Annotated in this window: 23 protein-coding genes; 18 read left to right on the top strand and 5 right to left on the bottom strand. The window is 45.5% G+C overall.

Annotation, left to right across the window (positions count from 1 at the left end):
- The first annotated feature begins 10 nt into the window (after positions 1-10).
- From sufD to LRL21_RS13250, 5 genes are all read left to right on the top strand, one after another.
- Positions 11-1,318: a Fe-S cluster assembly protein SufD gene (sufD, locus tag LRL21_RS13270; RefSeq protein WP_240416259.1), complete on the top strand. Its 1,308-nt coding sequence runs from the start codon at positions 11-13 to the stop codon at positions 1,316-1,318.
- The gene (locus tag LRL21_RS13265; protein WP_240416258.1) at positions 1,315-2,541 is read left to right on the top strand and encodes a cysteine desulfurase; all 1,227 of its coding nucleotides are present in this window, start codon (positions 1,315-1,317) and stop codon (positions 2,539-2,541) included. The genes sufD and LRL21_RS13265 overlap by 4 nt, the downstream gene beginning before the upstream one ends.
- Positions 2,528-2,956, top strand: coding sequence for a Fe-S cluster assembly sulfur transfer protein SufU (gene sufU, locus LRL21_RS13260; RefSeq protein WP_076233112.1), 429 nt, complete (start codon positions 2,528-2,530; stop codon positions 2,954-2,956). The genes LRL21_RS13265 and sufU overlap by 14 nt, the downstream gene beginning before the upstream one ends.
- 51 nt (positions 2,957-3,007) lie before the next feature.
- A complete protein-coding gene (sufB, locus tag LRL21_RS13255; RefSeq protein ID WP_240416257.1) occupies positions 3,008-4,405 on the top strand; it encodes a Fe-S cluster assembly protein SufB in 1,398 nt (465 codons plus the stop codon).
- Between the two features lie 187 nt (positions 4,406-4,592).
- On the top strand, positions 4,593-5,702 hold the full coding sequence (locus LRL21_RS13250; protein ID WP_240416256.1) for a C40 family peptidase: 1,110 nt from the start codon (positions 4,593-4,595) through the stop codon (positions 5,700-5,702).
- Positions 5,703-5,834: 132 nt separating this feature from the next.
- Here the strand turns inward: LRL21_RS13250 and LRL21_RS13245 are convergent, their stop codons facing one another.
- From LRL21_RS13245 to LRL21_RS13235, 3 genes are all read right to left on the bottom strand, one after another.
- Positions 5,835-6,872, bottom strand: a complete 1,038-nt coding sequence (locus LRL21_RS13245) for an HD-GYP domain-containing protein (protein ID WP_240416255.1) — start codon at positions 6,870-6,872, stop codon at positions 5,835-5,837.
- A gap of 181 nt (positions 6,873-7,053) precedes the next feature.
- Complete coding sequence (locus LRL21_RS13240) at positions 7,054-8,127, bottom strand: ThiF family adenylyltransferase (protein ID WP_240416254.1); 1,074 nt, start codon at positions 8,125-8,127, stop codon at positions 7,054-7,056.
- A gap of 42 nt (positions 8,128-8,169) precedes the next feature.
- Entirely contained in the window at positions 8,170-8,865 is a 696-nt protein-coding gene (locus LRL21_RS13235) for a molybdenum cofactor biosynthesis protein (RefSeq protein WP_240416448.1), read from the bottom strand.
- Positions 8,866-9,047: 182 nt separating this feature from the next.
- On the opposite strand from LRL21_RS13235, the gene LRL21_RS13230 reads away from it, so the two are divergent.
- Together LRL21_RS13230 and LRL21_RS13225 are read left to right on the top strand one after the other, a co-directional pair.
- Entirely contained in the window at positions 9,048-9,506 is a 459-nt protein-coding gene (locus LRL21_RS13230; RefSeq protein WP_240416253.1) for a molybdopterin-binding protein, read from the top strand.
- Positions 9,507-9,536: 30 nt separating this feature from the next.
- Positions 9,537-11,000, top strand: coding sequence for a bifunctional metallophosphatase/5'-nucleotidase (locus LRL21_RS13225; RefSeq protein ID WP_240416252.1), 1,464 nt, complete (start codon positions 9,537-9,539; stop codon positions 10,998-11,000).
- On the opposite strand, the gene LRL21_RS13220 is transcribed toward LRL21_RS13225, so the two are convergent.
- Together LRL21_RS13220 and LRL21_RS13215 are read right to left on the bottom strand one after the other, a co-directional pair.
- Positions 10,975-11,409 carry a PilZ domain-containing protein gene (locus LRL21_RS13220; protein ID WP_240416251.1) on the bottom strand — a complete coding sequence of 145 codons (435 nt, stop codon included), beginning with the start codon at positions 11,407-11,409 and terminating at the stop codon, positions 10,975-10,977. The two genes, LRL21_RS13225 and LRL21_RS13220, sit on opposite strands and share 26 nt — an antisense overlap.
- Before the next feature lie 121 nt (positions 11,410-11,530).
- Positions 11,531-12,361 (bottom strand): undecaprenyl-diphosphate phosphatase, encoded by an 831-nt coding sequence (locus LRL21_RS13215; protein WP_240416250.1) that lies wholly within the window; start codon positions 12,359-12,361, stop codon positions 11,531-11,533.
- Between the two features lie 343 nt (positions 12,362-12,704).
- Between LRL21_RS13215 and LRL21_RS13210 the strand changes: the two genes are divergently transcribed.
- The 11 genes from LRL21_RS13210 (at position 12,705) to LRL21_RS13160 (ending at position 23,336) form a co-directional block, all read left to right on the top strand.
- Positions 12,705-13,796: an HD-GYP domain-containing protein gene (locus LRL21_RS13210; protein WP_240416249.1), complete on the top strand. Its 1,092-nt coding sequence runs from the start codon at positions 12,705-12,707 to the stop codon at positions 13,794-13,796.
- 182 nt (positions 13,797-13,978) lie between these two features.
- A complete protein-coding gene (gene yfkAB, locus LRL21_RS13205) occupies positions 13,979-15,103 on the top strand; it encodes a radical SAM/CxCxxxxC motif protein YfkAB (RefSeq protein ID WP_240416248.1) in 1,125 nt (374 codons plus the stop codon).
- Between the two features lie 66 nt (positions 15,104-15,169).
- Positions 15,170-16,519 (top strand): hemolysin family protein, encoded by a 1,350-nt coding sequence (locus LRL21_RS13200; protein ID WP_420832448.1) that lies wholly within the window; start codon positions 15,170-15,172, stop codon positions 16,517-16,519.
- Between the two features lie 16 nt (positions 16,520-16,535).
- Positions 16,536-17,579, top strand: coding sequence for a sporulation integral membrane protein YtvI (gene ytvI / locus LRL21_RS13195; RefSeq protein ID WP_240416247.1), 1,044 nt, complete (start codon positions 16,536-16,538; stop codon positions 17,577-17,579).
- A 144-nt stretch (positions 17,580-17,723) separates the two neighbouring features.
- A complete protein-coding gene (locus LRL21_RS13190) occupies positions 17,724-17,924 on the top strand; it encodes a spore coat associated protein CotJA (protein ID WP_076233125.1) in 201 nt (66 codons plus the stop codon).
- A 90-nt stretch (positions 17,925-18,014) separates the two neighbouring features.
- Complete coding sequence (locus LRL21_RS13185) at positions 18,015-18,278, top strand: spore coat protein CotJB (RefSeq protein ID WP_240416246.1); 264 nt, start codon at positions 18,015-18,017, stop codon at positions 18,276-18,278.
- A 32-nt stretch (positions 18,279-18,310) separates the two neighbouring features.
- Entirely contained in the window at positions 18,311-18,880 is a 570-nt protein-coding gene (locus LRL21_RS13180; RefSeq protein ID WP_240416446.1) for a manganese catalase family protein, read from the top strand.
- Between the two features lie 204 nt (positions 18,881-19,084).
- The gene (locus LRL21_RS13175; protein WP_240416245.1) at positions 19,085-20,308 is read left to right on the top strand and encodes a HupE/UreJ family protein; all 1,224 of its coding nucleotides are present in this window, start codon (positions 19,085-19,087) and stop codon (positions 20,306-20,308) included.
- A 14-nt stretch (positions 20,309-20,322) separates the two neighbouring features.
- Positions 20,323-21,441, top strand: coding sequence for a permease (locus LRL21_RS13170; protein WP_240416244.1), 1,119 nt, complete (start codon positions 20,323-20,325; stop codon positions 21,439-21,441).
- A gap of 36 nt (positions 21,442-21,477) precedes the next feature.
- Complete coding sequence (locus LRL21_RS13165; RefSeq protein ID WP_240416242.1) at positions 21,478-22,428, top strand: TIGR03943 family putative permease subunit; 951 nt, start codon at positions 21,478-21,480, stop codon at positions 22,426-22,428.
- Positions 22,429-22,460: 32 nt separating this feature from the next.
- A complete protein-coding gene (locus LRL21_RS13160; RefSeq protein WP_240416241.1) occupies positions 22,461-23,336 on the top strand; it encodes a cupredoxin domain-containing protein in 876 nt (291 codons plus the stop codon).
- Positions 23,337-23,628 lie beyond the last annotated feature (292 nt).

The raw sequence follows: 23,628 nt of genomic DNA, 5'->3' as shown, positions 1-23,628 counted from the left end.
AGGAATAAATATGACTACACAAGCCATTCTTCCCATCGATCGTCAAGCCATCGTGCAGCTGTCACAATCGAGACAAGAGCCTGAGTGGATGACCAATCTGCGTTCAGAAGCGTTGGAATTGGCCGGATCGTTGGAATTACCCGTGCTTGAAAAAACAAGAATTGACCGTTGGAACCTTCGTTCTTTCGGTACCCATAAAGTAGAAGCAGAAATCACCTCAACAGATCAGCTGCCTGAATTCACTAAAGCGCTGCTGCAGGATGATAGTGCTCAGGCAAGCTTGATCGTTCAAAGAAATTCCAGCATCGTGTTTCAAAATATTTCTGAGGAGCTAACCAAGCAGGGCGTGATCTTCTCAAGCCTCGAGGCAGCATTAACGAACCATCCAGAGCTGGTTAAGCAGTATTTCATGAGCGTGGTCAGCAAGGATGAGAACAAGCTGACAGCTCTTCATACAGCACTATGGAGCGGTGGCGTGTTCTTGTATGTACCTAAGAACGTAAGAGTCGAGCTGCCGCTGCAGGCCCTGTTCCTGACTGATGACGCTGAAGCTTGCTTCTCACCGCATGTGCTCATCATTGCAGAGCAGCATTCCTATGTTACGTATGTCGATAACTTTGCTTCGCATGGCGATTTAAACCATCTTGTTCAAAACGGTGTTGTTGAGGTTATCCTGAAAACTGGAGCGGTTGTCAACTATGCTTCGGTTCACAACTTTGATGAATCGGTTACGGATCTTTCCTACCGGAGAGCTGCTGTTGAGCAGGATGCCACGATGAACTGGGTAATCGGCGAGATGAATTACGGCAACGTCATGTCGGATACGACATCACTCTTGAAGGGCAACGGCTCAACCTCCGATGCCAAAATCATTTGTGTCGGCACCAACGAACAGAAGCTGAATGTAACCACCCGTGCCGTTCACTTTGGCAAAAACTCGAGCAGCGACATGATTACCCGTGCCGTTATGCGTGATGCAGCTACAGCGATTATTAACGGGATTACGAAGATAGAAAAGGGCGCGACAGGCGCCAATGGACAGCAAACCGAAAAAGTGCTCATGCTGAGTCCTAAAGCACGCGGCGATGCAAATCCGATCCTGCTCATCGATGAGGATGATGTGAAGGCCGGACATGCTGCCAGCGTAGGTCAAGTAAATCCGGAGCAGATTCATTATTTGATGTCCCGCGGGATTACACGTGAAGAAGCACAACGTCTCGTTATTTATGGCTTCCTTGCACCTGTTGTGTCTATCATCCCAATGAAAAACATCCAGGAACAGCTGCAGCGCTTCGTTGAAAGGAAGCTGGGACAATGAATTCCAAAGAGATCCGTCAACTATTTCCCATCCTCCATCAGGAAGTAAACGGTCATCCTCTGGTATACCTGGATTCGGCTGCGACCTCACAAAAGCCGGTGTCTGTTATTGAGGCGATCAAGCGTTATTACGAATTTGATAACTCCAATGTGCATCGCGGTGTTCATACGCTGGGTTCGAGAGCTACAGACGCTTATGAGGGTGCACGTGAAAAGGTAGCCAAATTCATCAATGCCGGCTCTACGGAAGAAGTTATTTTTACCCGCGGCACAACAACGGCTTTGAATATGGTCGCATCTGGTTATGCACGTGTGATTTGTCAGGAGGGGGATGAGATTGTCATCACCCCAATGGAGCATCATAGTAATCTGATTCCATGGCAGCAGGTGGCCAAAGCAACCGGTGCCGTGTTGAAATATATTCCTCTTCAGGAGGATGGTTCGATTCTTTTGCAGGACGTGGAGGCTACGATTACGGAGCGTACCAAAATCGTATCGGTTACCTACGTTTCCAACGTGCTTGGTGTTGTGAATCCTGTTAAAGCCATTGCGGAAATCGCGCATCGTCATGGTGCGAAGATGGTCGTTGATGGCGCACAAAGTACACCACATTTGAAGGTTGACGTGCAGGACCTTGATTGTGACTTTTACGCTTTATCAGGGCACAAAATGTGCGGTCCAACTGGCATTGGTGCCCTGTATGGCAAGAAGACACTGCTTGAGCATATGGAGCCTATCGAGTTTGGCGGCGAAATGATTGACCATGTGGATCTATATGATTCAACCTGGAAGGAGCTCCCTTGGAAGTTCGAGGGAGGCACTCCTGTCATTGCGGGAGCTGTAGGCCTTGGCGCCGCAATTGATTTTCTGGAGAGTATCGGGCTGGATGAGATTGAACGTCATGAAAGGCAGCTGACTGCTTATGCTGTTGAGCGCTTGAGTGGGATTGAGGATTTGAAGATTTATGGACCGCTTACGGATCGAGCCGGTTTGGTTACTTTTAATTTAGGTGATGTACATCCCCATGATGTGGCAACCGTACTGGATACGGATGGGATTGCTATTCGTGCAGGTCACCACTGCTGCCAGCCTTTAATGCGCTGGCTGCAAGTATCATCAACGGCTCGGGCGAGCTTTTACCTTTATAATACGGAAGAGGATGTTGACCGTCTGGTTGCTTCGCTTCTAAAAACAAAGGAGTACTTCGGCCATGCAATTGGATGATTTGTACCGTAGAGTCATTATGGATCATTATAAAACTCCTCGTAACCGCGGCACCTTTGAAGATGAAGCTGTCACCATTGATTTGAACAATCCAACCTGCGGCGATAAGATTCAGCTTCAGATGCAGATTGATAATGGCAAGGTGAAGGCTGCCAAGTTCGTTGGTGAAGGCTGCTCCATCAGCCTTTCCTCCGCTTCGATGATGACGGATGCTGTTAAAGGCAAAACAATCGAAGAGGCATTGGAGATGGCTGACAAATTCTCCTCACTCATGAAGGGCGAGCCCGTAGAATTTGAATACGAGGATATTGAGGCCCTCTCAGGAGTGAACAAATTTCCAGCACGCATCAAGTGCGCAACGTTATCATGGAACGCCTTGCGTAAAGGAATTGAACAATCGCAACGACAGGAATAAAGTTGAATATTATAGAACTACGAACGACATTTTAAAGGAGGTTTACCTATTATGGCCAAGCAAATGCCCGAAATGGAAGCTTATCAATATGGATTTCGTGACGAACACGAATCCATCTTCAAAAGCGGCAAAGGCTTAACACGTGAAATCATTATGGAAATTTCCGCAATGAAACAAGAACCGGACTGGATGCTTGATTTCCGGTTAAAATCCTTTGAGCAGTTTTTGAAAATGCCTATGCCGCGCTGGGGCGGTAACATGGACGATCTGGATTTTGAAGACATTCAGTACTATGTTAGGCCTTCAGAGAAGCAAGGGAAGACATGGGAAGAGGTACCTACAGAAATCAAGGAAACCTTTGACAAGCTTGGAATTCCTGAGGCTGAGCAAAAGTTTCTTGCCGGTGTATCCGCGCAATATGAATCTGAGGTCGTCTATCACAGTATGCAAAAGGATCTTGAGGATAAGGGTGTTATCTTCACGGATACCGATACAGCGCTTCGCGAATTTCCGGAAATTTTCAGAGAGCATTTTGGTACGATTATTCCTCCAAGCGACAACAAATTCGCAGCACTGAACAGTGCGGTATGGTCAGGCGGAAGTTTTATCTATGTACCTAAAGGCGTGAAGGTGGATACTCCGCTTCAAGCTTACTTCCGTATCAACTCCGAGAACATGGGGCAGTTTGAGCGTACATTGATCATTACGGACGAAGACAGCTTTGTTCACTATGTGGAAGGCTGTACAGCTCCAATCTACAGCACAAATTCCTTGCACAGCGCGGTTGTTGAGATCATTTGTAAGAAAAACTCGCGTGCCCGTTATACGACGATTCAAAACTGGGCTCCTAACATTTATAATCTGGTAACCAAACGTGCTGTTGCTGAAGAAAATGCAACGATGGAATGGGTAGATGGCAATATCGGCTCCAAGCTGACCATGAAGTACCCGGCTGTTGTACTCAAAGGCCGCGGCGCTAAAGGTATGGTGCTATCGATTGCTGTAGCAGGACGCGGACAGCATCAGGATGCAGGCGCGAAGATGACTCACCTGGCACCTGATACAACCTCTACGATTGTATCCAAATCGATCAGCAAGCACGGCGGTAAAGTAACTTACCGTGGTCTGGCATCGTTTGGACGCAACTCCCAAGGCTCCAAGGCTAACATCAAATGTGATACATTGATCATGGATAAGGAATCCACTTCGGATACAATTCCATACAATGAAATCATGAACGATAATATTACGCTGGAGCATGAAGCAACGGTATCCAAGGTATCCGAAGATCAATTATTCTATCTGATGAGCCGCGGATTAACAGAAGCCGAAGCTACACAAATGATCGTCATGGGCTTTATCGAACCGTTTACCAAAGAACTGCCAATGGAATACGCAGTTGAAATGAATCGTTTGATCAAATTCGAAATGGAAGGCAGTATCGGGTAAGTTTAAATCAGATACCGGCTTACTATTCAGCTATAGCAAGGCATCGTTTCTCTTCGGAGGCGCGGTGCCTTTTTTGCTTTTTAACAAAAATGCATAAGAGAGCTTTAAAATTCTCATGCTAAGCAAGTAGATGAAGCAAATCAAGCGATCCAGTTGTTTATATGATGAGAAAGAGGAGTAGCCTACCATGAAGCTTCCAGTCAAATACGGGATCGTCAGTGTATTGGCGGTATGTTTAACCACTGCAGGCAGTGGATGCAATCCCAATCAAGTTCAGCAGCAATCAGTTGCGGGCTCGCAGTTGAAAACGTTCAGTAAAGGAGGGATAGGTGGTGTTAACACGCTGAGTTCTGTCGAATCGGCGCGTCTACCTATTTACATTTATGATGGGATCTCTTATGTAACAGGTAACGACTTGGCTCGAGCCTTGCAGCTTCATAGCAAATGGGAGGCCGATAGGAATATATACCAGCTTGGAGATTTTGATGCGGCTTATGAGTTGAAGATTGGTTCTGACGATGTGCGGGTGGATGAAGGGACCATTCGGCTAGCGCAGCCGCCTATTTTGCGCAATTCGATGGTTTATGTGCCTGTCTCAGCGCTTTCTCCCTTGTTTGCATCATATACGAATTTTGTCGTTACAGACGAAGAAGTCAAGCTTGATCTATCGTCAGGCACCCCTTCTCAACCCATTAATGGACCTGAGGATACGAGCACGGGTGGAGAAGCTGATTTTATGGACGATCCGAATGACCCTTTTAAGGGAGAAGGTCCAGCCGCGGGTCATGCAGAGCAGTCAGTAGCTTCATTTGCCAATAACAACAGCAATGCAGCAGCTCCTGCTGGTGGGGCGTCCGCACCTACACATTCAGCGATTCCCGCTGCCAAGCTTAAAAATGTTGATGTCAATCAATTAATTTCGAAAGCCCAGAGCTACATAGGTGTTAAATATTTGTTTGGAGCCCCACCCTATCCGGAGTCAAGCAGATTTGATTGCTCTACGTTTACTCGCTACATTTATGGTCGTTATGGCATATCCTTGGGGAGAACAGCACGAGCACAGGCCACGGAAGGAACCAGTGTCAGCAGAAAGCAGCTTCGTAAAGGCGACTTGCTGTTTTTCTATGTGCCAGGCCGGTTTCGAACCAATAAAACGGTGGGCCATGTAGCTATTTATATGGGTAATAATCGTATCGTTCATTCTTCGCCTGAACCGGAAAATGGTGTTCAAATCACGAACATCAATAAGCCATATTGGAAAGAAACCTTTCTGGAAGCCAAGCGATTTGTTTATTAACTATGGATTCGGTGGGCTCTAGAACAACGCGCTGATTTCTTTTAACCGCAGCATGAAAAAGAGCCTTTCTCTAGAGAAAGGCTCAGTTAAGCGACGCTTTTACAGGATACTCTGCATTTTACGAATATAGGACTATACATATACTTCTTCGATTATCAGTTCAGGATGGTCGGTCAAATTTACAAAATGATCATCCACTTGCACCAAGGGTTTAAACATATCCGAGGGATGTGTCAGAACAATGTAACCGGTCTCACCGGATGACAGCAGGACACGCTTGCCAATAAAATTAGGGATCATATTGCGAATAAATACCTGAGTAATTTTGGGATCAAGCTTGCCAAAGCTTAGTCTATGAAGCTCTCTCAATACGAACAATAGATCGCGTTTTTTCTGGTATACACGGGAAGATATCATCGCACTGTATATATCGGCAACGGCAACGATTTTGGAGAGCGGGAGAATGGCAGATTCCTTAATTCCATGCGGATAACCACTTCCGTCGAATCGCTCATGATGCTGCAGGGCAGCCTGTGCTAAAGCTTCACTCATGTTGGAGTCTTTGATAAGCTGGTAACCGATCGTAGGATGCTTCTTGATCTCTTCGAATTCTTCATCCGTCAAACGTCCCGGTTTGGTTAGAATGGCTTTATCAATCCGGCATTTGCCTATATCATGCAAATAACCGGCTTTTCCAGCGATTAAAGCCCTCTCATTAGTTTGTCCAAGCCATTTGGCAATATAATAAGAAATCATACCGACCTGGACGCTGTGCTGGTATGTATAATCATCCTGGTTATTTAAGGTAAGAAGCAGCGAAACGACATCCCTCTCACGAACAAACTCGTTTGAAAGCGGAGCAAAGCTATCGTTAACCTGGGATTCGTCCAGCCTTCCGCTTTTTTCAACCTGCTCAAATAAATCCTTAATACCGTCAACAGCCTCCTCGTAAGCCTTTGCATGCTTGGAGACTTCCTTTTCTGGCAATATAACTTCTTCTTCATGTTCAGCTGAATTGTCGAATCGGATCATCAGGTCGACATAATCAATGTGATGCAAGTTAAGCTTACTGATATCTGAAGAATTCAAAACGGTATGGGCAGAAACGACTAGGAGCCCGTTTTTATTAAAAATATCAGAACCAGTGCGATCTCCAACCTGTAAATCCATAACCGAAACTCTCAAGAAGATCACCTCAACTAAAGTATGAAAAAATGGTAGAATAAATCCAGTTTTATGCATTTATCCTATCAAAATCATCTAGTACTTGACAATAAGCATAACGAACCATATACCTCCATAAATAGTCAAGACTAAATTAAATTATACGAAAGTTTCGGTGCAATTAGGTTTACATTCCTACATAACGACTATACAAGCTTTTGGCTTGAATTGGATCATCAGTACCTTGTATTAGGACACGTCCATCTGGAAACAAGACAAGGGTCAATACCTCATTAATATGGAATTTAAGCAGAAAAGGATTGAGTTCAACGGTGCCCAGCTGACCCCACTTGGCTGCCCATTCCTTCAGATCAAAGGCTCCTGCATGCAGCGGTTGAATTTGTATGGAGTTGCGTCCACATAAGGTTTGAATGGTGTCTTCTCCGAGGTCCTGCTCCAAATATTCGTAACGCTCCTGCCCACAGGCAGGGCAATCTGTTTTACGGGCTTTGCTGACGTCTACAGCGGCATGCTGGTTGTGCCATAAGTCCCAATGTACCATTTTACGGTTAAGCTGTTCATGGGCTCCCACAAGCAGCTTCAAGGCTTCTGTAGATTGATGGGAAGCAACAGTGTGGATAATGGGGCCGATCACGCCTGCTGTATCACAGGTTTCGGCAGTGCCTTGAGCTGGCGATTGGCCAAACATACAGCGGAGACAAGGCGTAGATCCTGGGATTATCGTTAATGAAACGCCACGGGAGCTAACCGCCCCCCCATAAATCCACGGAATACGATGCTTGACACTGACATCATTGACAAGAAAGCGTACGCTGAAGTTATCGGTTCCATCTAATATAAGATCGACATCAGACAATAAATCCTCGGCATTGATTGCATTCAGGTCACTGACGATCGGCTCCAGCGTAATATCGGAATTGGCCTGCTGAAGGCGTTTGGCTGCAGCCACGGCTTTAGGCTCCGAGGCAGCTGCATCTGCTTCGTCGTACAGCATCTGGCGCTGCAAATTGCTCTCTTCCACAAAATCCCGGTCTATTAATCGCAGAAAGCCAACTCCTGCTCTTGCCATATGATTAGCCAATACCGTACCTAACGCGCCCATGCCAACAATAGCGACACGTGCTGCTCCAAGCTTGGCTTGACCTGCTATACCTATAGGTGCGAATAGAAGCTGTCGGGAATATCGACCGGAAGTAGTCGGTGTACCGTCGGCTTCGGGATGCAGATTTGTATTATTCATGAAGTGATTCAACTCCCTAACAATTCAAAATGGATAAATGATTTAATGTGCCTCCCGTGGATTCCAAGGGCCCTGCTGATGGCCCTTCCACTCGGAGCCATCCTCCCATATTTCCTTTTTCCAGATAGGAACGACCTGCTTCAATCGTTCTATCGCGTACCGGTTGGCTTCATAGGCGGCATCTCGATGCGGAGCGGAGACAGCGATAACAACGCTGATTTCACCAATATCAACCGTTCCAAGACGATGCGTAATGGCACATAGTGCCCCATCAAAATGATTATGGATGTACTCAACGATTTCCTGCATCGTCTTGACTGCCATCGGTTCATAAGCTTCATATTCAAGCCTTGTCGTCCGTTTGCCATGCGTCCATTCCCGTGTTGTTCCAATGAAAGTGAGTGCTGCCCCATGGTTCGGATGCAGCACTTGGTCGGTTACTTTTTGAATGGAAATCGCTTCACGCGTCAGCTCTACATACTTGGGCTGGCCTCCGGATACAGGCGGAATAATCGCAATTTCATCACTTTCATGGATGATCTGATGATCATCCGCATAGCTTTGGTTAACAGCTATGAAGGCTTGTGACAATAAAGTGGATGCCTGAGGGAACTGTGCTTGTAAATGCTCCTTCAGCCGAACGGGAGTGAGTGGAATCGATGGGTCCCATTCGAGATGGAGAAGTGGTCCTTGCATCCGTTCGGCCAAGCCGGCAAAAACCCGGATATTTAATTTCATCATGAATCGCTCCATAGTTATATGTATTGAAGATCAAGGTTTTGTGAATTTTATTTTGAGTAGATCATGTTTAGGCTGAGTTTGTTGATGTTTCTCTCCAGCATACCATATTCTATAGGGATAGTGGTATAATAGGCATTATCCGTTTTATTACAGGTGCAGCCAAACGATGGAGGAAGCTCATGAAAATTCGTGTATATGATGAAGTGCTCGGTCATGCGGAATTCACTGTCCAGGAAATGGCAGCTTTGGCTCCGCGGCTGGTTTCTTTGGAGGAACGTGTTCCCGGTGTGCAAGGTCAGGCCTTTGAGCTGAAGGAATGGCACACTGCATGGTGCGACCAGCAGCAGCATCGTGCTGATCGTGAGCCATCCCAAATGACCGTAGAGGGCGTGGATGAGTTTCAGGCGGTGATCCCCTGGAAAGAGCTGAATGATGCTGTATTTTTGTTTGAACAAAAGGGTGAGCCTCTTGGTAAAGGGTATCCGATCCGCTTATACGTTCCCAATGGAAGCAGTGAATGTCTGAATGTGAAAAGTGTTGTGCAGATCCGGTTCCAATACTCGGACGACTTATCGCAGGAAGCAACCTACGGGTTCAAAAATCTAGTTACACCGGATGAGCTTAAATTCCGCAAATAAGCCATAACATACATATAGGAGGTGGCCGTTATGGCTTCACGAATGCTGCGGTTGAGAATTCTTCACTCCAACGATATTCACAGCCATTTTGAACAAATGCCGTCTATTGCGGCTGCCTTTAAGGAGCTGCGCGAATCAGCAGGTGAAGAGCATACGCTTACGCTGGATGTGGGCGATCATATCGATCGTGTTCGCATCGAAACGGAAGGAAGCGCGGGCTCGGCCAATCTGGCCATCATGAACGAGACGGGCTATGATGCGGTCACGATCGGCAATAATGAAGGACTGACCTTGTCGCAGGATACCTTGAACCTGCTGTATGGCTCCGAGGCGCGTTTTACCGTACTGTGCAGCAATTTATTGGAGGCGACGAGCGGTCAAATACCCAGGTGGGGTAAAGCCTACCATATTATAGAGAAAGCCGGGATTAAGGTAGGGCTGATTGGTGTGACGGCTTATTTCCCGGATTTTTATCAATTACTGGGCTGGGATATTAAAGAGCCCTTGTCTATTACGTCTGAGCTGGTGCGTGAGCTGCGTCCACAGGTTGATCTGATAGTTGTGCTGTCTCATCTGGGGCTGCGTAATGATCAGCGAATGGCTGATGAGATTCAGGGCATCGATCTGATCCTGGGCGGACATACCCACCATCTGCTGGAGGAGCCTCTTCATATAGGAGAAACCTATGTGTGCGCTGCTGGAAAGTTTGGGCAATATTTTGGCGTAGTGGATATTGATATCGATGCTGATACCCGACAAAAGGTGAATGTGAGCGTTTCGATTCATGAAGCTTCCAGCTATCCGGCTGATGCGCATATTGCGAAGCTGATTGATCAATACCGATCAAGCTCAGAGCAGGTGCTTTCGCGGCAGGTTGCTTATCTGGAGCAGCCGTTGAGTGCGGAATGGTACGAAGAGGCGCCTTTGGGCAATTTGCTGGCTGCGGGCATACGGCGCTGGACTCATGCCGATATTGCTATCGTCAATGCAGGACAGCTGCTGGGTGGCCTTGATAGGGGGACCGTTTCTATGGGACGCTTGCTGCAAATTTGTCCTTCTCCCATAAATCCATGCCGAATGCTGTTGACCGGTGATCGGATTTGGAAGGCTCTGGAGGAGTCGAGGATTCCAGAATTCATGGAAAAACCGCTATATGGGTTCGGTTTTCGCGGCAAGGTGCTCGGTATGCTCAATGTAGATGGGATGCAGGTCGAATATGACGCGTCAGCGCCTGCTTATGCCAAAATCAAACGTGTATGGATCGGCAGTGAGCAGTTGGTCAGGGAAAAGGAGTATGTAGTGGGGACGCTTGATATGTTCACCTTTGGAATCGGTTTTCTTTCATTATCGGAGGGTAAGCAGATTGAGTATATATTGCCTAACTTTATTCGGGATGTCATCCGCGAGGAGCTTCAGGAAACGGGAGCGGTTCAAGCCAGCTTGATCAAGCGTTGGAAGCAAGCTGATGCTACGGGTTTGAATAAAAGTCCTTAAGCTCCTCCTCTGAGCAAAAGCTGCAGCTTGAAATGACATTGGTTTGTCGAAGTCGAATGTGGAGAAGATTCAGCTTACTGATTAACACACTATGGGCCTGTTCATCCAGCGAAAATTGAATGCCATATTCGAACAGCTGCGGCTGGAAAATGGATTTTCTTGTGAGGGTACCAAGGATTTTCATTTGTTTGTCAAATAGGGAAAATCTGAATTCGAGCAGCAAATCGATATTCAGCGGGAGGTCGAGCTTGGAATGGATGCGCAACCCACCTGCACTAATGTCCACGACGATAATTTGAGCATACTTCGTATCGACCATGACTTGATTGATGCCAATGATTTTTAACTGGGCGGAAAGGGGGATTTGCAGGGAAAGTCGGAAGTATTCTCTATGATTAGTGACGGCCATCCTTCATCCACCTTTAATTCATATAATCGTTGCAGCTATTTGTTAAACGGCCTTACCCCGGCAAAAAGCCAGGGCAGGGCTGATGGACAAGGATGTAATTCCTCGTTTAAGATTTCATTTCCTATTTCATCGTAAAGAAGTAAATTGCGAATATAGCGGCAACAGCAAAACGATAGTAGGCAAAATAAGACAGACTTGTATTTTGCACAAGCTTGATGAACGTCATGACAGCAAGCAAGGCAACAATGAAGGAAACGATGAATCCAACAATGAAATAACCGATAAGATCAGCGGTAAACAAGTGGTACGATTTGATTACAACCAAACCGGAAGCAGCGAACATGAGCGGTATTGCCAATATGAATGTGAAGTCAGCAGATGCGCTGCGGCTTACACCGTTCATCATACCTCCGGCAATGGTTGCGCCTGAACGGGAGAAGCCTGGAAACACAACGGCCAAAATTTGGTACAGTCCAATGAAAAATGCTTGCTTATAGGTAATGTCGTCAAGGTCCTTCGCTTTGGAGCCGTATTTGGCAGCTCGTCTTTCCCCGATAATAAGCAAAATCCCACCGATCACCAAGCTGATCATGACGGTTTTTGGAGAAAATAAGTATTTATCCACAATTTTGTTAAGCAGCAGCCCCATAATACCTGCAGGCAAAATTCCGATCAAAATATGGATGAGGTTCAGACTGCTCTTTCCTGTGCGTACCGGATTTTTTTTCAGGCCAAACAATCTAAGCAGCCTTTTCCAATACAAAACAACGACGGCCATAATAGCTCCGAGCTGAATAACGACCTCAAATATTTTCATCATCGTGTCTTCCTCGGGAATTCCGAGCAGCGATTGCACAAGAATCATGTGTCCGGTAGAAGATACAGGCAAAAATTCGGTCAGACCTTCTACGATACCCATCAAAATTGAAACCCAGTAATTTAAACTTAGCATAAGAGCCTCCCACATATTTTGTGCAAACCTATTCTATTTTAGCTTGTTATGGCATGTCCGACAATAGCGATTTACGGGAATACCCATACATATGCAGTAAGGTTCAGGAAAATACCTGATTTCAATAGGCTAATTGTCATATAGCAAACAGCTTTCTAGTTGAAAAGTTTCACAAATGATCCGACTTTTCGTCAGACTTCTGCGTATTACGCCTTATTTTTTGAAAAAAGCCTGATTTTGGTGTCGGATTTTGCAAAAGTGTATTGCTCTTTTATACGGAATCTATTACATTTAGGCTTAGAACATATTAACTTCCTAGTAGAAAGAAGACGTGGTTTGTCCTATGCGTTTGCTGCCTATCCATATAGTTCGACCTGGGATGAAGCTCGGTAAAAAGATCTACAACGAAGAAGGACTTGTCCTTCTTGCAGAAGGAGTCGAATTAACGCAGACGCTGATCAATCGGCTTGGCAAGTACGGTGTTGATTTTATTTATATTGCTGATCCAAGAACGGCTGATATCATCATTCCGCAATTGCTGAGCGAGGAGACCAGATTCAAGGCTATTACTGAGATCCGGACCTCGTTTCGCAGATTGATGGATAATTCTATAAAAAATAAAACAGCGGGGTACAACCAGCTGGGTAAAAACTTTGGTGAAGTGATGAATCTGATTATAGATGATCTCAGCAGCCATAAGGACGCCATGATTATGCTCACCAACATGAGTGTGATGGACGATTATTTGTTTCAGCATTCCCTGCATGTCTGTATCTACGCCACATTGCTGGGCATGGCCTACGGTTATAACCGAAATGATCTGATGACACTGGGTCTCGGTTCACTGCTGCATGATATCGGTAAGACGCAGATTCCGTACGAGATTCTTCGTAAAAATGCCCAATTGACGGATTATGAATTCGATTGTATGAAAAGACATACCGAGTACGGCTTCAAGCTGCTTAAGGATGAGCCGAATATTCCGTTGCTGTCCGCACACTGCGCGTTTCAGCATCATGAGCGCCTGAACGGAAGCGGGTACCCGCGGGGTATTGAAGGTACAGAGATCCATGATTATGCCAAGTGGATCGGACTGGTGGATTCCTATGACGCGATGACTACTCACAGAGTATATCGGAGAGCGATGCTGCCGCATCAAGCGATGGAGATCATTTTTACCGGAACCGAAACCTTGTATGAAAAGAAAAAAATTGAGCTCTTTCGTGATAAAATAGCGATATATCCGCTCGGGATTAATGTGACCCTGAATACAGGCGAAATGGGAACGGTTGTTGGCTTGAACAACATTTTTCCACAGCGGCCTATTGTAAGAGTGCTTCAATCCCCTGGAGGCGAAGAGATATATGCACCATTTGATGTGGATTTGTCCAAAAAATTATCGATCATGATCACCGGAGTCAATGATATCGCATAGTTATCATGGACAAGAGCAGCCCAAAACCAGCCTTTCTGGTTTTGGGCTGCTCTTGTTCCAGATGGCTTGATAGCTGCCATAGAGGAGCTGGGATGCTCCTTGAGCTGAAGTCAGGTTTCATTTTCATCCGTCATAAGCTACAATAGGTTGTAAAATACGTCAAGAGTCAGGTGAACTTTATCATGAACCAGAAGCTAAGTTCCATGCTGCCGGCGATGTCTCCCGAGAATGATCCTTGGGACCCGATTCGATCGCTGCAACGGCACGGAAAACATATATTAACGAGTATCGAATTAACCGTAACGAATTTGTGTAACATGAGATGTGAGCATTGTGCAGTTGGGGATGCCCTAACAATGACTGAAGGTGCGCGAATTCCTGTTGCCCAAGTGCTGAAGCGGCTGGATCAGGTCGAGCACCTCGAAACGATTTCCATTACCGGGGGGGAACCGAGCTATCACGAGCAAACGGTTCGCGATTATATCGTCCCCATTCTTAAATATGCCCGTGAACGTGGGATTCGGTCGCAGATCAATTCGAATTTGACGCTGCCGATTTCCCGCTACGAGATGGTGGCGCCTTATCTGGATGTGATGCATATTTCCTTTAATTATACTTCAGCGGCAGACTTTCATAGAGTCGGCTTCGTTCATACGGGCCGATCGGTTTCCGATAAGGCAACAGGCAAGCTGTATGAGCTGATGATTGAAAATACAAGGAAGCTTAGCAGCGGCGGGATGTTCATTTCGGCTGAATCAATGATCAATTATTTGACATTGGATAAGTTAAGTGATATTCACCAACTTATTGTCGAGATGGGCTGCAAGCGGCACGAGGTGCATCCGATGTATCCGAGTGCTTTTGCCGCCAGCCTGCCAAGGCTCTCATTGGATCAATACAGCAAGGCGATACATAAGCTGCTGGACGGCCGCGATCGCAGCCTGTGGATGTTATTCGGTACGCTGCCCTATTACGCTTGCAATACAAGTGAAGCCGATCAGCAGCTGCTGCGCAGACTAAGAGAAGAGCCGAATGTAACAGTCCGTAATGATCCTGATGGACGCAACCGATTGAATGTGAACTTGTTCACAGGAGATGTTTTTGTCACAGACTTTTCTGATGTGCCTTCTTTGGGTAATATACATAGAGATAAGCTGCAGGAGGTGTTTGAGCGATGGGAAGCTCATCCCCTTCATGCTTCAATGAACTGCCATTGTCCAGCGGTGAGCTGCTGCGGGCCGAATCTTCTGGTTGTCGATTCTTACTATAAGGATGTCGATTTTACCAAACGAGCAGCTATTGTATAGGAGGATATTCACTAAATCCCCTAAGGAGTCAGGGTAGTTAATTTGTGGAAAAGGAGTTTGAAGTCTTTGTCACATACAAGCTTTGATTGGGGATCCATTGCACTTAATATTTTCCTGGTTTTGCTGCTGGTGGTGCTGAACGGATTTTTTGTAGCTGCAGAGTTTGCTTTGGTCAAAGTACGTGAAACAAGGCTCCAACAGCTGTACAATGAGGGCGTGATTAAGGCCAAATATGCGCTCACAGTTACGAAAAAGCTGGATGTCTATTTATCGGCAACACAGCTTGGTATTACACTCGCTTCACTCGGTCTTGGATGGATTGGTGAACCGGCTGTTACCCATTTGATCGTGGACCCGCTGTTTGCTTTGCTTCACTGGAACAGTGCCTGGTATTCCTCGGTATTGTCTGTGTTTATTGGCTTTGCTGTCATTACTTTTTTACATATCGTGCTTGGAGAACTGGCGCCCAAATCGCTCGCGATTCAAAGGTCGGAAGGGACTGCGCTCTGGACTTCTGCTCCGCTCCTGCTGTTTCACAAAATATTTTTCCCGGCAATTTGGGTGTTGAACGGCGCGGCGAATCGTTTGCTCAGCTTGATTGGGATTAAACCGGCGACTGAGCATGACGCTGCGCATACCGAGGAAGAAATTCGCATACTAATGAATCAAAGCGCTAGAAGTGGACACATCGATAAGGACGAGTTCGCGCTGTTTGATAATATCTTTGAATTCTCGGATCGTGTAGCGAGAGAAATTATGCTGCCGCGCACGGATATGGACTGTTTATTTGCCGAGGTGCCATTCGAGGAAAATTTGAAGGTGGTATACAGAACGAAGCATACCCGTTATCCCGTAGCGAGTGAGGATAAGGACAATATTATCGGCTTTGTTCATATTACCGATCTGCTGACTGCCGATCCTGACGAGGAGCGCCAGCTGCAGGATTACATAAGGCCAGTATTGATGGTGGCGGAATCGATGGAAATCAGCCACGTGCTGAAGCTGATGCAGCGTAAGCATTCCCAGCTTGCGATAGTCGTTGATGAGTATGGTGGTACAGCGGGTATTTTGACTGCAGAGGACATTTTGGAAGAAATCGTCGGCGAAATTCATGATGAATTTGATGAGAACGAGGTCCCCAGTGTGGAAAAAAGGGGCAGCGGCTACTCCGTAGATGGACGGGTCCTGCTTGAGGATCTGGATGATCTGTTGGGTCTGGGTATCGAGGATGACGAGGTGGATTCGATTGGCGGTTGGCTGTTTACGAGGCTGGATGGCGTTGTCGCCAAAGGGAAGAAGCTGGAGTACGAAAATTTTGTTTTCGAAATTACGGAGGTCAGAAGGCTTAGAATTATGAGAGTGATGATCTATAAGAAAGCCGAACTAGCGAAACCAGTCATTCAAGAAACTGAATGAGGGGGAAGCCCGTTTCATGTCATTAAGGATGATCCTGTTTGCAATATTGGGTGTGCTGCTGCTGTATGGAATGTTTACAATTGGATTTCCTTTTATGCTGGCTCTGCTCGTTGCAATCTTGTTGGAACATCCGATTCAATGGTTGATGAAGCTGACGCGGATGAGCCGGGAATGGGCGGCTGGTGTCATTTGCAGCTTGTTTACGGCTGGAGTGCTGGGCTTCTTTTATTTACTCGGGTTCAAGATGGTATCGGAGCTGATACAGTTCTGGCGAAATGCACCTGAATATTTAAATGAAGCCCAGCTGTTTTTTGATATGACCTCTGAGAAAACTCAAATTTTTTATACAACGCTGCCTGTCGGTTTGGCTGCACAGCTGGAAGCCTGGATAGAGACTGTAATTAATACGATATCGGAAAATCTGAAGGAGATTATTACGGCCATATCGGTTTATTTTCTGGACATTGCGCGGACGATACCTAATTTGTTTATATTTTCAGCCGTATTTGTCATCGGACTTTATCTGATCTCCTTGAGCTTGCCTGCCTTGTATCAGTCGTTCGTGGACATCTTTGAAGGTAAATCACAGCCCAAAATCATAAGTGTTCTGTATGATCTGAGAAAAGCGCTGTTCGGGTTTATTTTCGCTCAATTGCTGATCAGCTTCCTTACCTATTTTGTAACATTGATCGGACTGCTCTTCTTACGAACAGAATACCCGCTGGCGATCGCTTTGTTGATTGTGGCGGTAGATGTCCTGCCGGTTCTTGGAACGAGCGTGGTACTTGTCCCTTGGGCGTTATACAGTATCTTGTCCGGGAATGTGTCGCTGGGTATCGGTTTGCTGATATTGCTGGTCGTGATCATGCTGTTTCGCAGGCTGGTTGAACCCAAAATTATCGGAAACGCGGTCGGTATTAACGCATTGGCAACCTTGATCAGTATGTACATCGGCTTTAAGCTGGTAGGTGTGATTGGACTTATTCTCGGGCCATCCCTCATCATTGTGTATATGGCGCTTCGTCGAGTCGGTGTAATGAAGCTAAGTATTAAATTATAAAATCCATAATAAGAGCAACCCAAACGGCGATCCCACGTATCGTCGTTTTTTGTTTTTGATTAAGCACTCATAATGGACAGGAAACGGTTATATACATAGGAATAAGGAGTTCACACCACTAGAACCCGGGAAGGAGGTATGATCATGCATCAGGAAAAGGCCTGGTTTCCCTATGTAGGTCCCTGTGATCCGTGTCCGCCTATACGAGTGAAAACTTTTTCAACACCACCACAATTATATATCCAATTTCAACCGATGAATTTACCCCAGTTTAGTCCACAGGAAGCGTTAAGGCATGGCACATTATGGCCTGCACTCTTTAGTCCTTATGAGTCTAAATGCTAGTGAAGCTGCGCGTAGAGCCGCTGTATAAAAGCACCGCAAACTTGGGTGAAGACCCATTTGCTGAGCAAAACTTTGAAGGAGCTGCAGGCTATGGAACATACAATGCCGGAGCAATTCTATACAATGCTGTTGGAGCTTCAAGAGGTTGACTTTGTGTTGGTGGAGCTCACTTTATATTTGGATACGCATCCGCGGGATACCCAGGCCATACAACAGTATAACCAATTTGCGCAAAAGAGAATGCATCTTGCAGGGCGTTTTGAACAACATTTCGGCCCACTCAAAAGCTTTGGTCAAAGCTTTACACGACAGCCTTGGCAGTGGATCGATACGCCATGGCCTTGGCAGGTTTAATCGGCTTATATGACGAGAGGGGCGACTCAGCCATGTGGGTTTATGAGAAAAAGCTGCAGTATCCGGTACGGGTCAGTAAATGCGATCCCCGGATGGCCAGGCTGCTGCTGGAGCAGTATGGAGGTGCGGATGGTGAGCTTGCCGCCGCGCTGCGCTACATGAATCAGCGTTATGCAATTCCGGATAAAATCATCGGTCTTCTGACAGATATATCTACGGAGGAATTTGCGCACCTGGAAATGATTGCCACAATGGTTTATAAGCTCACGAAAGACTTGAGTATCGAACAGCTCAAGGTTGCCGGGCTTGATGACTACTACGTCAGCCATGACCGGGCTTTATTTTATACGAATGCTTCAGGAGTGCCTTGGACGGCAGCCTATATTCAGGCGAAAGGTGATCCTATCGCCGATCTCTATGAGGATATTGCAGCGGAAGAAAAGGCGAGAGCTACCTACCAATGGTTAATTGATATGACGGACGATGTGGATCTGCAGGACGGTCTGAAATTTTTGCGGGAGCGGGAAGTGGTTCATTCCTTACGGTTTCGTGAGGCTGTGGAAATCTTAAAGTCGGAGCAGGGGGCGAAGAAGTTTTTTTGACATATGGTCTTTGTGATAGTAAGTTTCAAGCAGCAGTCAATCCCGTTGGTCAACGTGGAATCGACTGTTGTTTTTTTATTTGGCAAGGCAGACACACAGGAAACTTTACGTAAATTTAATCTGTACTTGCCTTTCTTTTTACAATAGGTCGTTATACTTAGCATGTTGTATGCTCGTAAAGGTATAAAATTAGGAGGGACATCTGTGTATCGACTGAAAGCTGTATCAACCCCCACTTCATGGTTACATCGTAGACTGCATATGGTGTGGTGCTTGATATTGGTTTGTTGTGTACTGAGCTTTACCAACACACAAACCGTACAAGCGCATGCATATAGTGCAAGCTACACGACTTTACAATTTACAAAAGCTCAAACCGAAATGACCTATGTAATTGATGAATTGTCGGTTATCGAGTTAACTGAAGGCGACGATAACAAAAACGGAATGCTGGATGCTGAAGAATTTAAAGCGGTACAAAGCCGGATTGAATCGGTTATTAAGGAGAATGTAATTTTAAAAATAAATGGCGAGCCGCAGACGTGGCTGCGTGTGAATCAAATTACCCTTAATCGTCTAGGTGAAGCAACACAGCTCGTTCTTAGTGTCACCTTTCCAGCTGTATCTGCCTCACAGGCAATCACATTGACGGATCATTTATACGAAAATGACCCAAAAACCAATTATGTCAATCTGTTAACTATTAATTATGGAGCTCAAAAGAGCACTTCGGCGTTGTCAGGCAAAAATCGAATGTGGTCCATGATGTTATCTGAGAGTGCGTACGCGGGCTTGTCATCAGATAACCCCAAGACACAGGAGGCTTCACAGGCTGAGACGGACCCGCAGTCACAAAATACGGCGATGAACGAAACCGATATGACCACAGGGTGGCTATCGTTTTTTAAGCTTGGCATCAATCACATTCTTACAGGCTATGACCATTTATTGTTTTTGCTTGCGCTTCTAATTGCCAGACAAAGCTTCAAAAAATTTGCCGGAGTCATAACCGCCTTTACGATAGCCCATAGCCTGACCTTGACGTTATCGGTTGTAGGCTGGCTTCATGTATCGCCTCAAATTGTCGAGCCTGCGATTGCATTCAGTATATGTTATGTCGCTCTGGAAAATATTTTCCGCAAAGATGTGAACAACCGTTGGATCTTGACCTTCCTGTTCGGTTTGATTCATGGAATGGGCTTCGCTGACATTCTCCAGGAGATGAATATACCTACAAGCGAGCTGGCAATCGATTTGGCCAGTTTTAACATTGGAATCGAAGTCGTACAGCTATTAATAGTCGTTATATGTTTACCTTTGCTTGCCCAATTACAACAATGGAACCATTCCAGAAGAGCAGTTATCGCTGTATCTTCGCTTGCCTTTATATTAGGCGGATTCTGGTTGGCAGAAAGAATATTAACATAGAAGAAGGCGAAATCTTGCGAAGCACAACTACGCATAAGGGTAAGGTTATACCATCGAACAGCAATCTGCTGGTCATTGTCTGTCTGATTATTGTGTTGATTTTGTATCTGTTCACTGGTCAGGATTTTGGAGCTGTATTAAGCAATCCCAAGCTGCAGGTTTTTAAAATGATGCTGATTAGCATTATTATCGAGGCCCTGCCGTTTATTTTAATAGGAGTGTTTGTTTCAGCCATTCTGCAGGTATTTGTATCGGAACAGACCATCAGGCGATTAATTCCGAGAAATCCGTTTCTGGGTATCCTGACCGCAGGCGTATTGGGAATTATTTTTCCTATATGTGAGTGCGGCATGGTCCCAGCGATCCGTAATTTAATTAAAAAAGGGATGCCCTTGTACGTAGCCTCCACATTTATATTGGTAGGACCGATATTGAACCCCATCGTTTTTTTATCAACCTTAACGGCATTCCGCAGCCAACCGGTAGTAGCCTATAGCCGCATGGGAGTAGCGGTTGTCGTAGCGCTCATCGTAGGCCTTATTATTTATCGGTTTGTCAATCCGAATCAATTGAAGGAATCGCTGCCGATCAAAAGCGGACAAGACCGGGAATCCGGAAATAAGGAGCATGCAGCGCAGCGCCATTTCGATGACGGCCACAACCATAACCATGATCATAGCCATAATCATAATCACGACCATGATCATAGTCATAGTCCGTCTGCAGGAAACAAGCTTATGGAGGTTATGAGTCACACCGTGAGTGAATTTTTTGAGATGGGCAAATACCTGGTGTTCGGTTCCATGCTGGTTGGGCTGCTGCAGGTCTTTATTTCACAAAACGGCTTAGCATCGATGGGGAATAATATGGTTAGCTCCAGCTTAATCATGATGGGGCTTGGTTTTATTTTATCGCTTTGTTCAACAGCAGACGCTTTCGTTGCACAATCTTTTCAAACGACATTTTCGAATAGCTCCCTGGTCGGCTTTATGGTGTTTGGCCCCATGTTGAATTTAAAAGGGCTTCTTATGATGCTGGCGGTTTTTAAAACAAGGTTCGTCGTACTGCTCGGTTCTCTAGTATTTGTATTTGTTTTTGCCAGCACATTGGCGCTGCATTGGATGTTCAATTAAGTTAATTCCATTAAGCCAAGTAAGGAAGGTTCATATATGCGTATAAAAATCAGCTCTGCCAGTGTTCATCATTTCATGAGAGCAGCGATTTTAACCGGATTCGCAGTATATACCGCGTTCTTGTTATTGTCGGGTGATATTCTTCAATTTATCGTTCCGCAAATTGTTATATATGTGAAATTAGCAGATATAGTGCTCTTTATTACAGCGGGTTTTCAATTTTATATCGCTTTTCTTTCCTTGAAGCAGCAAGTGATTCCTTGTGCATGCGGTCACGATCATCAGGCCACGGGCCATTCACATGACCATGCTTTCGGGCATCACCATACCCATGAAATGGATGCGCCCTTATGGAAAAGTGTAGTTATTTACGGGTTGTTTATTATACCGCTTGTGCTAGGAGCGTGCTTGCCCAATAAAGCGATTGCGAGCTCTCTGGTTGATAAAAAAGGGATGAATTTGGGCGGTTATACGGCTCGCGGCAATCAGGCAGGAGGAGAGCTGGTTGAGCTGGGAGGCAACGAAGATCCGGCATTGAAGCAATTATTTAAAGCTAATGTATATGATCGGGATTATGCAAGGCTGGGAATGGTGGTGTACAAGCAGCCTTTAATTGAGATGAAGGATGAGTGGTTTATTGAGAAGCTGCATGCTTTAAACTCCTTTGCAGACAATTTCCAGGACAAAGAGATCCAAATCAAAGGATTTGTATATAGGGAAGCAGGCTTGCAAGGCAATCAGTTCATTGTAGGCAGAATGGGTATGACACATTGTATAGCAGATATATCTCCTTATGGAATTATAGCGGAAGCGACGGATTCCAGTGCTTTTAAGAACGATTCATGGGTGACGGTTACTGGAAAAATAGCGAAAACCGTGTACAACGGACAAACTGTAATCAAAATTAGAGTGGAAAAAGTGGAGCCGGCAGCAGAGCCAAGTGTTCCGTACGTTTATCCCGATTGGAATTTTGCTTCAAAACTATAACGTTCGCATAACGAATAAAGAGGTGTTTTGTTTTGCTGCTTAGCGTTGGAAGTTTATTTATCGTGCTTCTTATTACCGGATATTTCATTTTTCGCATACATCGCTACAAGGGATTCATCAAGAGTCCAATCGGAAAGCTGAGCCTCATGGTGATGGTTGCCGTCTCCAGCGGATTTATCGGTATTCTGTCCGTTCAAACCTTGGAATACCAGATCATTCCCAGCATCATCATGAGTGGTTTATTTGCCATTCTGGCTGGATTTCTTGCAGGTCAACCCTTCTGTAAGCTGGACAGGATCAATGCCATATTGTCCGGAATAATAGGGGTTATCCTGGGTATAGCTACAGGCAGAATGATTTTTATCTCCAGCGATGCCATTATGATTACGGATTTGGGTTATATCGTTTGCAGCTATTTGCTGTTGAGTGTGTTTGATCGCCAAATAAATAAGGTGCAGCCGAAGGAGGCTGTCTCTACCCGAACAGCTCGTTCCTCTTCTTACTTCCCAACCCTTCTTCTCGCTTCGGCAGTTTTCGTTATGCTCGCTGTCGTCACATTGAACACCAATACAATTGCGCTTGGACAAATAGGACAAAAAGAAACACAACTTACCGCAATGGATGAAGAGAATGATCTTCAAATAGCAACGATTGAGGTGACCGCTTCCGGCTTCAATCCAAAAAATACCGAATTTAAGGCGAATACGATGATCAAGGTGATTTTTAATGTGAATTCAAACACAAGCAGCGGCTTGAAGCTGGTTTCCAAGGATTTAAAGATCGATACCCTATTAAAAAACGGTAAAAATGCATTTCTCTTGGATGACCCCCAACCAGGGAAATATGAGTTTATGTTGGGCTCGGGAGAATTCAAAGGCAGTTTTACAGTAGCCCCAAAAAGTAAGTGAAATGGATAAGAAATCCAGGCCACATGCTGCCTGAATACTTTTGATAGCTTCGAAGCTTGCCAACTTTGCTATAGCTTCCAAAGCCTGTCAGATCGTAACGGAATAATAAAAAATCTTAACACTGCCGGAACATTCTTTTTACAAAAGGCTGTTATATTGGTCGAGGCAGACATGTACAACACTTCTTAGAAAGGAACAAGCAGCAGCTCTGGCGATAGGACAATTGATAATAGTAGGGGGAAAATCGTATCGTAAAGTTGATATAACGGATGAATGAATATTTAAGTCACAA

The organism is Paenibacillus periandrae, assembly GCF_022458865.1.
GTDB classification, from domain to species: domain Bacteria; phylum Bacillota; class Bacilli; order Paenibacillales; family NBRC-103111; genus Paenibacillus_S; species Paenibacillus_S periandrae.
Note: the sequence above shows the minus strand (reverse complement) of the source record. Positions and strands in the feature narration are given on the sequence as shown.

Bases quoted from the DNA above. Each gene is read 5' to 3' on its own strand.
- LRL21_RS13225 (WP_240416252.1), top strand. From the start codon at position 9,537: ATGGCTTCACGAATGCTGCGGTTGAGAATTCTTCACTCCAACGATATT.
- LRL21_RS13245 (WP_240416255.1), bottom strand. From the start codon at position 6,872: ATGGATTTACAGGTTGGAGATCGCACTGGTTCTGATATTTTTAATAAA.
- LRL21_RS13210 (WP_240416249.1), top strand. From the start codon at position 12,705: ATGCGTTTGCTGCCTATCCATATAGTTCGACCTGGGATGAAGCTCGGT.
- sufB (WP_240416257.1), top strand. From the start codon at position 3,008: ATGGCCAAGCAAATGCCCGAAATGGAAGCTTATCAATATGGATTTCGT.
- sufD (WP_240416259.1), top strand. From the start codon at position 11: ATGACTACACAAGCCATTCTTCCCATCGATCGTCAAGCCATCGTGCAG.
- sufU (WP_076233112.1), top strand. From the start codon at position 2,528: ATGCAATTGGATGATTTGTACCGTAGAGTCATTATGGATCATTATAAA.
- LRL21_RS13220 (WP_240416251.1), bottom strand. From the start codon at position 11,409: ATGGCCGTCACTAATCATAGAGAATACTTCCGACTTTCCCTGCAAATC.
- ytvI (WP_240416247.1), top strand. From the start codon at position 16,536: ATGTCATTAAGGATGATCCTGTTTGCAATATTGGGTGTGCTGCTGCTG.
- LRL21_RS13265 (WP_240416258.1), top strand. From the start codon at position 1,315: ATGAATTCCAAAGAGATCCGTCAACTATTTCCCATCCTCCATCAGGAA.
- LRL21_RS13185 (WP_240416246.1), top strand. From the start codon at position 18,015: ATGGAACATACAATGCCGGAGCAATTCTATACAATGCTGTTGGAGCTT.
- LRL21_RS13165 (WP_240416242.1), top strand. From the start codon at position 21,478: ATGCGTATAAAAATCAGCTCTGCCAGTGTTCATCATTTCATGAGAGCA.
- LRL21_RS13230 (WP_240416253.1), top strand. From the start codon at position 9,048: ATGAAAATTCGTGTATATGATGAAGTGCTCGGTCATGCGGAATTCACT.
- LRL21_RS13240 (WP_240416254.1), bottom strand. From the start codon at position 8,127: ATGAATAATACAAATCTGCATCCCGAAGCCGACGGTACACCGACTACT.
- LRL21_RS13235 (WP_240416448.1), bottom strand. From the start codon at position 8,865: ATGAAATTAAATATCCGGGTTTTTGCCGGCTTGGCCGAACGGATGCAA.
- LRL21_RS13190 (WP_076233125.1), top strand. From the start codon at position 17,724: ATGCATCAGGAAAAGGCCTGGTTTCCCTATGTAGGTCCCTGTGATCCG.
- LRL21_RS13180 (WP_240416446.1), top strand. From the start codon at position 18,311: ATGTGGGTTTATGAGAAAAAGCTGCAGTATCCGGTACGGGTCAGTAAA.
- LRL21_RS13215 (WP_240416250.1), bottom strand. From the start codon at position 12,361: ATGCTAAGTTTAAATTACTGGGTTTCAATTTTGATGGGTATCGTAGAA.
- LRL21_RS13250 (WP_240416256.1), top strand. From the start codon at position 4,593: ATGAAGCTTCCAGTCAAATACGGGATCGTCAGTGTATTGGCGGTATGT.
- yfkAB (WP_240416248.1), top strand. From the start codon at position 13,979: ATGAACCAGAAGCTAAGTTCCATGCTGCCGGCGATGTCTCCCGAGAAT.